General features: G+C 42.6%; 9 protein-coding genes. 3 read left to right on the top strand and 6 right to left on the bottom strand.

Annotated elements, in window-relative coordinates; translation table 11 throughout:
* Positions 1-108: 108 nt before the first annotated feature.
* Both D0T50_RS06445 and D0T50_RS06440 read left to right on the top strand, forming a co-directional pair.
* The gene (locus D0T50_RS06445; protein ID WP_163222691.1) at positions 109-726 is read left to right on the top strand and encodes a TetR/AcrR family transcriptional regulator; all 618 of its coding nucleotides are present in this window, start codon (positions 109-111) and stop codon (positions 724-726) included.
* An 11-nt stretch (positions 727-737) separates the two neighbouring features.
* A complete protein-coding gene (locus D0T50_RS06440; protein ID WP_163222690.1) occupies positions 738-4,985 on the top strand; it encodes an acyl-CoA dehydratase activase-related protein in 4,248 nt (1,415 codons plus the stop codon).
* Between the two features lie 110 nt (positions 4,986-5,095).
* Here D0T50_RS06440 and D0T50_RS06435 read toward each other — a convergent pair whose 3' ends face one another.
* Entirely contained in the window at positions 5,096-6,583 is a 1,488-nt protein-coding gene (locus D0T50_RS06435) for an RNA-binding domain-containing protein (protein ID WP_163222689.1), read from the bottom strand.
* A gap of 489 nt (positions 6,584-7,072) precedes the next feature.
* On the opposite strand from D0T50_RS06435, the gene D0T50_RS06430 reads away from it, so the two are divergent.
* Complete coding sequence (locus tag D0T50_RS06430) at positions 7,073-7,675, top strand: DNA-binding protein (protein ID WP_163222688.1); 603 nt, start codon at positions 7,073-7,075, stop codon at positions 7,673-7,675.
* A gap of 132 nt (positions 7,676-7,807) precedes the next feature.
* Here the strand turns inward: D0T50_RS06430 and D0T50_RS06425 are convergent, their stop codons facing one another.
* The 5 genes from D0T50_RS06425 to folP form a co-directional block, all read right to left on the bottom strand.
* The gene (locus tag D0T50_RS06425) at positions 7,808-8,605 is read right to left on the bottom strand and encodes a hypothetical protein (RefSeq protein WP_163222687.1); all 798 of its coding nucleotides are present in this window, start codon (positions 8,603-8,605) and stop codon (positions 7,808-7,810) included.
* A gap of 160 nt (positions 8,606-8,765) precedes the next feature.
* Positions 8,766-10,085: a TldD/PmbA family protein gene (locus tag D0T50_RS06420; protein WP_163222686.1), complete on the bottom strand. Its 1,320-nt coding sequence runs from the start codon at positions 10,083-10,085 to the stop codon at positions 8,766-8,768.
* A 25-nt stretch (positions 10,086-10,110) separates the two neighbouring features.
* The gene (locus D0T50_RS06415) at positions 10,111-11,640 is read right to left on the bottom strand and encodes a TldD/PmbA family protein (protein ID WP_163222685.1); all 1,530 of its coding nucleotides are present in this window, start codon (positions 11,638-11,640) and stop codon (positions 10,111-10,113) included.
* Positions 11,641-11,650: 10 nt separating this feature from the next.
* Positions 11,651-12,424: a diadenylate cyclase CdaA gene (gene cdaA / locus D0T50_RS06410; protein WP_163222684.1), complete on the bottom strand. Its 774-nt coding sequence runs from the start codon at positions 12,422-12,424 to the stop codon at positions 11,651-11,653.
* A 1-nt stretch (position 12,425) separates the two neighbouring features.
* Entirely contained in the window at positions 12,426-13,283 is an 858-nt protein-coding gene (gene folP, locus D0T50_RS06405; protein WP_163222683.1) for a dihydropteroate synthase, read from the bottom strand.
* Positions 13,284-13,339: the final 56 nt, after the last annotated feature.

Here is a 13,339-nt window from a genome sequence, read left to right as displayed (position 1 = left end):
ATTCCGCCAATGCGTGATTTAATATAACTTAACTCTTAAACGACTGTTTAAGTTAAACGATTGTTTAAGTTTGTAGAAGAAATAGTTATATCATCTAAAAACTAAGGTATGGTAAAGAGATATTCAACATCCGATGTGAGTGAGAGAATACTGGACGCTGCGCGTGAGTTATTTATAACAAAAGGGTACGACGGCACAAGTATTCGGGATATAGCATCAGCCTCTGGAGCTAATGTAGCCCATATAAAGTATTATTTTCAGTCTAAATCCAACCTTTTTGAGATAATTTTTGACGAAGCATTCGAGATTCTTATCAAGAAAGTTTTCTCCACATTGGACTCTGATATGCCCTTCTTCGAACTGGTAGAATCCTGGATAAACATCTATTATGAGCTATTGCCGGAGTATCCACAGATACCCATGTTTGTGCTCAATGCAATAAACCATAGCCCGGATGCTTTGATGGAAAAGATATCAAAACATAATCCGGAACGAATATTCAATCGTTTGAACGAGCGCTTTGAGGCGGAAGCAGCTAAGGGGACAATAAAAAATATGCCTTTTGTTGACTTTGGATTGAACGTTTTGTCGTTGTGTGTGTTTCCTTTTATATTCAAAGGGTTGGCGCTGCAAATAGCAAACAAATCGAACGCCGACTATGTCGAAATACTGGAAGGGCACAAGAAATATGTTATTGATTTTGTATTCAGCGGATTGAAAATTTAGTGTACACTCACATGGAAACAGGTAACAAAATTAGTAGAATTGGAGTCGATGTAGGCTCTACTACACTGAAAATTGTTGTCTTGAATGATTTTAACGAGATAATATATAAGGTTTACAGGCGTCATAAGGCCGACTTCAATACACTATTTATTGAAGAACTTAAAAAGATACAAGCTCAACTCCCCGACTCGGAATTCTCAATAGCCATCACCGGCTCGGCAGGTATGGGGATAGCCGATCGTACCGATATACCTTTTATTCAGGAGGTTGTTGCCTCTATTGAAGTGATAAAAAGAGAGTATCCAAACACGCACACCATGATAGATTTGGGTGGTGAAGATGCAAAGATGGTATTCTTTGAGGATGGCAAACAACCCGACATCCGAATGAACGGAAGTTGCGCGGGTGGAACGGGTGCGTTTATAGACCAAATGGCGGATTTGATGAACCTATCTGTCGAAGATCTTGGTAAACAGGCTTTGCAATTTGAGAAGTTATATCCGGTGGCTTCGAGATGTGGTGTGTTTGCAAAAACAGATGTACAGAATTTGATATCACGCAACACCCCCGTACCCGATATATCTATGTCTATACTGCACACAGTAGCCGTACAAAGTATAACGACACTGGCAAGAGGGTGCGACATCAAGCCAAAAGTACTGTGTATAGGTGGTCCGCTAACCTTTATTCCGGCTTTGCGAAACTCATTCGCGAAACTGTTGGATATAGATAACTCCGACATGATACTTCCTTCGAACAGCGAATACTTTCCGGCTTGGGGCGCTGCGCTCCACAAAGGCGAAGGTGGGATACTCTCCAACCTAAACCTGCTTATTGATAAACTTGCCATAAAAGGAAATGAGCGAAAAGAGGTACTGCCGCCACTATTTAAGAATGAAAAGGAGTATCGGGAGTGGAAAAGCAGCCGAACAATCAAGCAACTCAACAAAGTAGAGTTGGGTACAAAGAAAAACATAGAATGTTTTCTGGGTATAGACTCCGGCTCTACCACCACCAAGATACTGATAACAGATGCGGACGAAAACATTGTTTACACATTCTATGCCAGCAATCAGGGCAACCCATTAAAAACAGTACATGAAGGGCTTACCCGGTTTTACAAAGAAGCGGCAGAGAAAGGGGTGACGTTCCGCTTTATTGCCTCCGCGGCGACAGGCTATGGCGAAAACCTGATAAAGTCCGCTTTTAATCTCGACTACGGCATTGTAGAGACAATGGCACATTTATCGGGTGCACAATATGTTGACCCTGATGTATCTTTTGTTTTAGACATCGGTGGTCAGGACATGAAATCAATATTTACACGAAATGGTGTTATCTCGAACATAGAACTAAATGAAGCCTGCTCATCCGGATGCGGCTCATTCCTGCAGAACTTTGCTGCGACAATGAATATGGAACTAAGCGAGTTTGCACAAGCAGCACGTCAGGCACAGTATCCAAGCGACCTGGGATCGCGTTGTACGGTTTTTATGAATTCGAAGGTAAAGCAATCCCTGCGCGAAAACGCATCACTTGGAGATATATCAGCCGGATTGGCATACTCTGTTGTGAAGAATTGTCTATTCAAGGTACTGAAGATATCAAATCTCAATCTGCTTGGCGAACACATTGTTGTACAAGGAGGCACATTTCGCAACGACGCGGTTTATCGTGCTCTTGAATTATTGTCGGGAAAATCGGTTAGCTCTACCGACCACCCTGAGCTGATGGGTGCATTGGGCGCAATCTTATATGCCAAAAAAATGTGGCTGATAAACCATCAACCGACCACATTCCCGGGAACGGAAGCACTACCCAATGTAAATAACGTAGAAACCAAGGAACTTCAATGCAAAGGTTGTACGAATAAATGCGCCATTCTTCGCTTTAACTTTGAAAATGGTAATACTTGCTATGCCGGAAACAAGTGTGAGAAGGTATTCTATAACAAAAGTACGGCACCCGCAAAAGGATACAATGCTTTTGACACAAAAAACAGAATTCTTTTTGATCGTGATAAAACAGCTAAAGCACCTGCTATACGAAAAACAATAGGAATTCCGCGGGTGCTCAATATGTTTGAGAATTATCCATTCTGGCATACACTCTTTTCCGAATGTGGAATAGATGTTGTTCTTTCTCCGGAATCAACAACAACTCTTTACCAGAAAGGGGTAGGCAGCGTGATGTCTGATAATATTTGTTTCCCCGCGAAGCTCGTGCATGGACATATATTGGCATTGGCAGCCTGTGGAGTAGATCGCATCTTCTACCCGATGATTATAAAAGAGGATAAAGAGTTCAAAGACTCAAATAACTCTTTCAACTGCCCGGTGGTAAGCGGCTATCCCGACGTTATAAGAAGCTCGATGGAACCGGAAGAAAAGCTTGGTGTTCCGTTTGACAAACCTGTGGTTACGTTCAGTGACGATAAGGCACTAAAGAGAAATTGCTTTGAATACATTTCTTCATTAGGCGTGCCCAAGTCTGTATTTAATAAAGCGTTCGAAAAAGCATTGCAAGAGCGCGATAAAACAAGGAAGAAACTGCGCGACGAACAGAAAGCTTTGTTTGAAAAGGCTGTCGCGGAGAACAAACTGGTATTTGTGGTTGCCGGCAGGCCGTATCATGCCGACCTGCTAATTCATCAAAAAGTAGGACAGATACTCTCGGATATGGGTGTAGAAGTGTTCACTGATGATATTTTCAGACATGACGAAAGTCAGGGATTCCAGAAGTTGAATATCGTATCGCAATGGTCATATCCCAACCGGGTTGTGCAGGCGGCACTGGAAATAGCCAAGCTTCCTCAGAACGTACAACTGGTGCAATTAAACTCATTTGGTTGTGGTCCGGACTCTTTCTTTATGAATGAAATAGGAGAAATCCTGAAACAAGCAGGAAAAAACCATACCATACTACGTATCGATGAGATAGCTAGTCCGGGGTCTGTGAGGCTACGCATGCGTTCGCTCATAGAATCGCTAAAGGTAATAATACAGGAACCCCTCAAAGAAGTCACAGAGTTTGAAGGCTATAAAACGACTTATAAGAAAGACGACCGGCAAAAAACAATACTTGCTCCGTGGTTTGCCGATTTCATATCTCCTTTTATTCCGGCCATCGGCGAATTGGCAGGCTATAAAATTGTTAACCTGCCTAAAACAGACAGAGCTTCGGCAGAGGTAGGATTGGTTTATGGGCACAATGAAGTATGCTATCCTTCTACGCTTGTCTTAGGCGACATAATAACAGCCTTGCAATCGGGGAATTATGATTTGAACAACGTAGTTGTGGCAATCACCCAAACAGGGGGACAATGCCGGGCAACCAACTACCTGGCTCAGATAAAAGCAGGCATGGAGAGCGCCGGATTCTCGGATATACCGGTATTGGTACTCTCGGCAGGCAGCACCTATCAAAATGAACAGAAAGCATTTAAGATTCCTGTCATGAAGCTGCTTAATATCATTGCTTACGGACTCCTCTATGCCGATGCCTTGCAACAGATGCATGCTTCGACTATTATCCGTGAAAAGAAGAAGGGAGATACTCAGGAAATATTTGATTTCTATGTGGAAAGAGGCATTGAGGCAATACGCAAGAATAGCCACAAAATGTTACTCTCTCTGCTGGAGCAAGCTATCGCCGACTTTAACAATGTTCCTATTTATGATTATGAATTTACTAAAGTAGGGCTGATTGGCGAGATATATGTAAAATACAATAATTACGGGCAGGCGCATATCACCGAGTGGTTGCGTTCCAAAAATATGGAAGTGGTAACGCCTCCCATTATTGACTTTGTGATGCAGTATTTTGTAAATGCCGAAGTTAATGTTAAGAATGGTACGGAACGGGAACGTTTATTGAAACGCTTCCTGAATCCTGTTTTCTGGAAATACATGAACAGCCGAATAAGCAAAGTAGAAGAGCGGATGAAGGAATATCGCTTCCACACACCATCCCAGTCAATATATGTAAAGGCTAAATACGCATCCGACATACTGGATTTATCCAATCAGTTTGGCGAAGGCTGGCTGATAGCCGGAGAGGTGTCATGCTACAGCCGACAGGGAATAAATAAAGTAGTATGTATCCAACCGTTTGGATGCATTGCCAATCATATTGTGGCAAAGGGTATAGAAAAGCGCCTGAAAAAGTTCTTGCCGGATATGAACCTGCTCTATCTAGATGTGGACGGTGGCATGGCAGAAGTGAATTTGCAGAACAGGTTACATTTTTTGATAAATTGAGGGGGGGGTAGCTGTGTAATTACACTTACGAAAGTATAATTACAAAAGGTTTGCTATGCCCCATTAGGAGAGGTTACTATCAAAAAAATGGAATACAGACAATGGAAATTCTATTTAATCACGATCCATTTGCCTGATCGATCTGAACCTTCTCGTTTGATTACTCCTTTTTTTGTTAGCTGCTCTAAATGGTATTTTATACTATTCGGAGTTCGGTTTAATCGGTTTTCTAATTCTTTACGAGTGATACTGGGATTCTCTTTTACGAGGTCAATTATTTTATCTTTTATTGTTTTCTGGTTGTTTTCTGGTTGTTTTCTGGTTGTTTTCTGGTTGTTTTCTGGTTGTTTCTTGGGCGTTTCTTGCCCATTTTCTTGGGTGTCAGCCCCAAAACCTTCCTCAAAGTACCGTTGTGAAACGTTTTCGGTTGCTCGGAATGCAGTTATCAGGTCAAAGTCAAATATCGCTTCACCGTTTCCATTCTCAATCAGTTCTTTTTGCACCCGATAGATGCCACGACTGAAACGATTGACATATCCCAATATCTTCATGGCTTTTGCAATGAAAGGGTTACGATAGTCGCTTACATTCGGAAAATTCTCCTCGCTAACTTTGCCATACAGTCCGCCCGGATTTTGTACCTCAATGCGGTCGTCGTATTCGTAGAACAACACCGGAGCATTCGTCTGATAATCGCGATGCATGATGGCATTCATCAAAAGTTCTCGTGTTGCCCAGTAGGGATATTTAGAAACCGTTTCCTCTCGTAACACACTCACCGGAATCGGCCTTTTCTGCGCAATACTTGTTTCAATGAAAGTATCTATTCTCGCTAACTCCTTACAAAGATTTCCATTAAAGGCTTGCTCATTGATAATATCTCCCGCTCGGTCTTTACCTTTGAAACGCACATATTGCACATACGAACCGTGCAAATAACGTTCCGGGGTCTTACCGAAAAGAACAACTGCTCCGTTGGTTGGGCAATTATACCGCAAATCATAATATCCCAATGAGGCAAGTTGTTCCTCAACAGGACGTTTATCTTCTGTCAATATATCTTCCGCTACTGCCTGAGGCAAGAACTCCCTTTTTATCACATCAATATCAAGGTCATTCATCGTTGTCCCCATGCAAGGCATCTCGTCAAATGTATGGATATTGGATAGACGCCTCTCCATTAGAATTTTCTCCTCTGCTTCTGTCGCAAAACTTTTTCGCGGACCAACCCGCACCCAAACGCGCCCACGGTATCGAACCGGAGGAAATTCAGACGGTTGCACCTCTGCAACAAGCAAATCACCCTTTTCAAAACTGAATTTCTCAACAGTCATTACAGGTTGGGGAAGGACGTTCCCATCTGTACGAATATTGGAAATAGTCAACAGAAGTTCATCGTCTACTTTCAAACCACTCAACTCACCGTTGTCATGCGCACCGATCATCAGGTAGCCATTCTTCCCATTACCTGAAATATCATTGGCAAACGCACATATTGCCTGACAGAATTTATCCGTATTTGTCTTGGATGTAGTTCGCTCTACTCGATAGCTTTCTGTATTGCGGAGGAGTTGGAGGATTTCTTCTTGGGTAATCATAGTTTTCTAACATCTACATTTAACAACTTCACAGTCCGAAAAAGCGTTTCAAGGCTCCCTGTCAATCCTTTTTCCTGCAGAACATCCTTAATACGACTCATTTTCATCGAATTACTTATTTGTTTCGTTTCCAAAGATAGAAAATTTCAAGAGATACTTTGATAAAACCTTCGTATTTTAAGTAATCCTCCATCTTATTGTTTTAGATATATACAGTTCTTAGAACACTATAAAAGCATTTTATATGATATTCCCTAAATCTATCCCCATACTCACAGAAAACTAATATCTTTGTTTCATAATTTTAATTGTTTAACCGCGCTTAAACAAAAACAATATCGTGGTTGAACAAATGTTATACTACGGTTAAACAAAAATTATAATACGGTTAAACAAGGGAAATTGTTAATACAAAAATTAGTTTGTTTACGTTTGACCTTAGACCTGTGTGGTACTAACCATAGTTTTATTAATAATAACACAAAGTGTATGGCTATTCGGTATGATTTTTATGAGGTAAATGAAGTAGGAGAGAATGAACAAGAGAGTAAAATGCGGGCACGTACCGTATCTCGTGGTACAATAACAGCAGACAAATTATTTAAGTGGGTGGCACAAACCAATGGGTTCAGCAGAGCGGAAACTAAAGGGGTGATGGCGGCTATTGCAGATGGAGTCTTATATTATTTAAGCGAAGGATATAGTGTGGAATTGGGCGATTTGGGGTTTTTGTCTGTTTCGCTGACCAGCCGAAAGGTAAAGAACAGTCGAGAAATACGTGCTGAATCAATCAAATTCAATAAGATAAATTTTCGTGCCAGTGCCAGGATGCGCAAGCAATTTCTTCATATAGAGACGGAGAAGGTAACTGTAAAACGCCCCAAATCATCAAATTTGTCGAGAGCGGAACGCGCGCAGCGATTAAAGACCTTTTTAGAAACACGGCCGTTTGCAACCTGTGCCGACTATTGTAAAATTACGGCAACATTGAAGGGCAAAGCCATTATTGATATCAATGCGTTCATTGAAGAAGGATGGTTGAAGAAGTATGGCAGTGGGAATAGGGTGGTTTATTTATTGTATCAAAAGTGAAAGAGTAATTTCGCTTTACCTACAAAATGTAAATTATCAATTGCCGGCTGCTTTAGCTGCCGGCAATTGATACTCGGACTTACAATCTTTACTTACAAAACAACTAATTAAACTTCTGACACAACAGTTGTTTTACCAATACCACTGCACCCCAATGGAGTATGGGTATAATTCGGGCCCTTTCTTACTTTCAAAAAGGCTGGCGGTAGAGTAGCGGCAATAGAATCCCCAATCGTTATAACCCCCTTGGAGGAGCAGGTTGATGCCGAGCGGTCTTACATTCAGATCTTTGCTCATGGTTTCTCTCTTTCCATTGACTACAGCTTTGGATTTTGTCCAGAAGCGTGCTTCTACCTCAGCACCAACTGAGAAAAAGAGTGGACCTTTCCGCCCAAAATGTTGTTGCCACTCCACACTTATTGGCAAGCGGAGGTGATAGTAACGTAGTCTGCTCTTTCTGTATCTTGTATCCTCGGGCGCATCTGTAATCAGAGTAATGCCATTGCTATTTTCCACAAAGGCTCTATTCCCATCGAGTCTGTACGAAGTATAGCCAAAACCCAATCCGCTAGTGATGCCAAACTGTTTAGACAACTTCAATGCACCATCGAAAAGATTAATGCCCCATTCCCACGATTTGGAGGCAACAAGGTCTACTTCATTTGCCGAGCCAAAACCAAGGAAGTCATCTCCCATGCGGTTATATCCCAAATAGAAGCCCGACACATGCGGACTGAAATAGTTGTGGCAGTTTGTACCTTTATTCTTTAGAAAAGGAAGACTTACGGAAATGTAGCGCTCGTTTCCATCATCCTCTTTTACTTCAGAGTTGTAGTTAGCCGTGTGAATAGTTGTGTCTTGCGGGTTTGTTTCTTGTGCCATGCCTGCAACTGGGAGCAGCAATAGCAGTAGTGTAATGATTTGCTTCATATTTCTTTCTATATTAAGTATTTGTTATTAACTATAAGACGGGTAAGGAAAGAGAAAAGTTGCAGAGTAAAGAAAAAAACAGAGGCACAAAAGCACTTTTTGTTCTTGACTAATTCAAAAACGTTGTGCCTTTGTGCCTCTGCACTCTAAGAAATATCTCTTACAGCCCACTGAAGTCTACCCCATCGAATACCAGTGTAGGTATACGAGCGGTAGAAGAAAGACGTGGGTCATTGCCAACCTCTACTAATGAGCTCCACAATGTAATCATATTACCGGTGATATTCATTTCGGAGATGGGTTGTGTCATTTTTCCATTTTCAATCAGGAATCCTTCTACTCCGTATGAAAAGTTACCTGTAGAACTGTTGCAGTTACCTCCATTGAAGCCGGTTACCAAGATGCCTTTATTCACTCCACTGATGATTTCATCCATGTTTTTGTTGCCGGGCTCTAAAATAAGTAGCGAAGAGCCGCTGATGGTTGGCTCAACATTCATCTTCTTGGCATGATAAGTACCAATGAAGTAAGTATTCAATACTCCTTTGTCAAAAACGGTACGTTTCTCTGTAGCTACACCTTCGCCATCGAAATAACGCGCGCCAAAGGCACGTGGGATGTGTGGATTGTCGATAAGCGTGAACTTATCCGAACCTATTTTCTTGCCCAGCATATCTAACAGGAAGGAGTTTTTTTGTTGTAACGCCGAACCACTAATAGCTCCTGTGAGTGGATAAAGTAAGCGTGCTGCCACCAGTGGGTCTATAACCATGGTGTACTTGCCCGACTTAACTTTTTTCTGCCCCAGTTTACGCAACACACGTTCTAAAGCGGTCTTTCCGTATCCTTCTTTAGGTAGTTCGCTAAAATATAGCGAGGCCTCGCCCCATCCGTCCGAAGGACGTGCTTCGCCCTCTCCTCTCACACTGATACTTGCGGAAAGGCGAACGAATGATGATTTATTTTCTCCTTCAAAACCGTTGCTGGTAATGTGATAACCAAAACTCTTAGCATCGGAATAGGCAGACTCTACCGAGATGATACGTTCATTCTTGCCAAGTGCCTCCTCGGCAGCGTTTTTGGCAAGCGCCACCTTCTGGTCGGGGGTAAGCGTATCTATTTCACTGTCGTATGTTTCGAGGTCGGGCTTGCCACCTTTGTAATAACGTGAAGCATCGGGCAATACACGCGCTTCGTCTACAGCTAAGTATTTGGTAGCATCAATGCCATTTTTAATAAATCCCTCCAGTTCCTTTTTGTCAAGACGATTGGTGGAATAGTTGCCGTAGCGTCCATCTACATACAGGGTAACCGAAAAAGCATTCTCGGTAGCTTGCTGTAGTTTGTCCATCTTGGCGTTTCGCAGGTTAAAGGATGTACTCGAACCATTGTATATGCTGACTCTGGCTGCCTGACATCCGTTCTTCAGGGCATAATCCATTGCCCATTGAGCCAGTTTCTTGTTTTTATCTGAAATCATAATTCTGCTTCTTTGATGTAAATAATCAACTTTCTCCTCCCACCGTTAGCTTGCTAACCAATGCCGAAGGCATACCACATGTAACAGGCACAGATTGTCCGTCTTTACCACACGTCCAGGTACCATTGTCTATCTTATCATTATCGGCTACCATTGTGATATCTGCCAATGCTTTCGGCCCGTTGCCAATAATATTGATGTCTTTAATGGGTTGCGTTAGTTTACCATTCTCGATCATGTAGCCCGATTTAACGAAGAACGTAAAATCGCCTGCACCAATTTGCACTTGTCCGTTGAGGAATATATCAGCATAGATACCTTTCTTTACAGAAGCGATAATATCTTCTTCTTTCATATTGCCGGCCTCCATGTAGGTGGCACGCATACGAGGGATAGGAATTTTGCGGAACGACTCTCTTCTTCCGTTTCCGGTAGAAGAAATGCCATAATGCTTGGCACTGATACGATCGTGTAAGAAGCTGTTCAATACACCATCTTTTACAATATATGTTTTCTGTCCTTCTGTTCCCTCGTCGTCTATATTGACAGAGCCACGGTTGAACGGAATTGTTGCGTCATCAATTACGTTGATGTTTTCATTGCAAATCTTTTTATTCAGTTGATCCGAGAAGATAGAGATATTCTTGCGGTTGAAGTCTGCTTCGAACGCATGTCCGATGGCTTCGTGCAAAAGAATACCTGCTCCACCCGCTCCCATTACAACCGGCATTTCGCCACCTTTGGGCTTAATGGCTTGAAAGAGTATGGCTGTTTTATCTACTGCTTCACGTGCTACGATGTCAATCAGGTCGTCGGTCAGAAACTCAAAACCTTTGCGGTAAGCACGTGCCGCACCCGAGTTCTCGATCTTTCCGTTTTCTGCCATTACACAAGTGGCGCGCATGGCTACCATCGGACGGTAATCGTAGTATGTTACCCCTTCGCTATTGCAAAACAAGATATGTGAAGTGGTATCACTCAGCGATGCGGAAACTTTCTGCACACGTTTATCAAGTGCGAAAATTTTATCGTTCAGCTTCTGAAGATAGGGCATCTTATCTTTCAATAAAATATTGTCCCAAGGAGTAGCAGCTGTGTAATAATTATCAGTAATAGGCTTTTCGGTAAGACTTACCGGGCTAACGGTTTTTGTATTCGAGGCAATTTGTGCGGCAACGCGGGCTGCTTTCAGCATTTCCTCCAATGTTACATCTTCCACATAGGCATAGCCACTTTGGTCGCCCGCAAGAACACGTATTCCCACCCCGAAATCAATGTCGGAACTACAGCTATTTACAGCGCCATCTTGCAGACCCACATAATTATTGAATGTATGTTCAAAGAACAGATCGGCATAATCGCCCCCTTTTTCCAAGGCGGCTGCCATTACTTTCCTTAAGTCTCCTTCGCTCACCCCAAAATGCTTCAGCGCACGCGAGATAGTAGCTTGGTCGTTAGCTCCTTTTCCCGGTGCACAACCACCCACAAGAGAGGGGGCTGCCAATGAGCCAAGTAAAGCTAATCCACCTGTCTTCAAAAAATTCCGTCTATCCATGTTATTATATTTAGGAGTTAATGTTTTGTTTTGTTAGCATGCTTTCCAACTCTTCGGCAGTGAGCCGTAGATGAAATTGTCCGCGATGGGCTACAGAAATAGAACCTGTTTCTTCGGAAACAATTATGGCAAGTGCATCCGATTCTTGCGAAATACCCATAGCGGCACGATGTCTTAGTCCCAACTCTTTAGGAATTGTAAGGTCGTGAGATACAGGCAGGATGCATCCGGCAGCTCGTATGCGGTTGCGGCGAATAATCATTGCACCGTCGTGTAGCGGACTATTCTTGAAAAATATATTCTCAATCAATCGTTGGTTTATGGCAGCATCGATGACATCACCTGTTTTCACTGCCTCATCCAATGGATAGTTATGCTCTATCACAATAAGCGCACCGGTTTTCTGTTTCCCCATGCTGATGCATGCCATCACAATAGGCATAATATCATCATTATTGCTTTTATCTTTGCTTTGTTTGTTCTTAAAGAAATTGACAATGGCACTGAACTGTCTGTGTGCGCCTATGCTGAGCAAGAAACGCCGGATGTCGTCCTGAAACAGTACAATGAGCGCAATCACACCTACATTGACCAACTGGTCGAGTATAGAACCTAACAGGCGCATTTCGAGTACTTGTGATACGATAAGCCAGGTAACAATGAAGATAAGAATCCCTGTGAAAATTTTGATAGAGCCCGACTCCTTCATTAGTTTGTACGTGTAGTACAAAAAGAGTGCAACCAGCAGGATATCGATAAAGTCTTTTATTCCAAATTCGAACATATTAATAAGCTTTGGAGTTCATAAGTTTGGTGGTAATCCGAACAGCTTCTACGGCTTCTTTTACATCATGAACACGCAGAATGTTGGCACCTTTCATGAGTGAAATAGTATTGAGGATAGTCGTCCCGTTCAATGCTTCCTGAGGAGTGATATCCAGCAAGCGTGTAATCATGGATTTGCGTGAGATACCTACCAACAGAGGCAACTCAAATAGGCGAAACTCCTCCATGTGCATCATTAATTGGTAGTTGTGCTCTACTGTTTTGCCGAAGCCAAAACCGGGATCGAGTATCAGGTCATTCAGTCCCAACGAACGTAGTTTGTCTATTTTCTCGGCAAAATACAGAAATACTTCTTTGAGCAGATTGTCGTAGTGGGGTTCCCGCTGCATATCTTGTGGTGTGCCCTGCATGTGCATCATGATATAAGGAACGTTGAGGCGAGCAACAGTTTCGAACATCTCAGCATCCATTTCACCTGCGGCTATATCATTGATGATGGCTGCGCCGTATGTTGTGACACACTCTTCGGCAACAGAAGCACGGAAGGTGTCTATGGAGACAATAGCGTCGGGGTGGTTCTTGTTGATAACTGTTAGTGCCGTGCGCAAGCGGTTCATCTCTTCTTCGGGAGAAATATGTTCCGCATTGGGTCGCGAGGAGTAAGCGCCGAGGTCGATAATGGTAGCTCCTTCGTCAAGAATTTGCTTGGCACGCTCGGCAATAGCTGCCTCTGTTTGCATGCGACTTTGCGAATAAAAAGAATCGGGAGTTACATTGAGAATACCCATGACAACAGGCGTTGACAAATCGAGCAATCGTCCGTTTACATTTATATACGTAGGAGAAGCTGAGTTCATGAATAATCATTTATTATACACAAAAGTAGGAATAAAAAGAGTAAAAGCAAGTAAAC

The organism is Bacteroides sp. 214, assembly GCF_010501015.1.
Classification (GTDB): Bacteria; Bacteroidota; Bacteroidia; order Bacteroidales; family Bacteroidaceae; genus Bacteroides.
Note: the sequence above shows the minus strand (reverse complement) of the source record. Positions and strands in the feature narration are given on the sequence as shown.

Excerpts from the sequence above, each read along its gene's own strand:
- D0T50_RS06445 (WP_163222691.1), top strand. The coding sequence starts at position 109 with ATGGTAAAGAGATATTCAACATCCGATGTGAGTGAGAGAATACTGGAC.
- D0T50_RS06440 (WP_163222690.1), top strand. The coding sequence starts at position 738 with ATGGAAACAGGTAACAAAATTAGTAGAATTGGAGTCGATGTAGGCTCT.
- D0T50_RS06435 (WP_163222689.1), bottom strand. The coding sequence starts at position 6,583 with ATGATTACCCAAGAAGAAATCCTCCAACTCCTCCGCAATACAGAAAGC.
- D0T50_RS06430 (WP_163222688.1), top strand. The coding sequence starts at position 7,073 with ATGGCTATTCGGTATGATTTTTATGAGGTAAATGAAGTAGGAGAGAAT.
- D0T50_RS06425 (WP_163222687.1), bottom strand. The coding sequence starts at position 8,605 with ATGAAGCAAATCATTACACTACTGCTATTGCTGCTCCCAGTTGCAGGC.
- D0T50_RS06420 (WP_163222686.1), bottom strand. The coding sequence starts at position 10,085 with ATGATTTCAGATAAAAACAAGAAACTGGCTCAATGGGCAATGGATTAT.
- D0T50_RS06415 (WP_163222685.1), bottom strand. The coding sequence starts at position 11,640 with ATGGATAGACGGAATTTTTTGAAGACAGGTGGATTAGCTTTACTTGGC.
- cdaA (WP_163222684.1), bottom strand. The coding sequence starts at position 12,424 with ATGTTCGAATTTGGAATAAAAGACTTTATCGATATCCTGCTGGTTGCA.
- folP (WP_163222683.1), bottom strand. The coding sequence starts at position 13,283 with ATGAACTCAGCTTCTCCTACGTATATAAATGTAAACGGACGATTGCTC.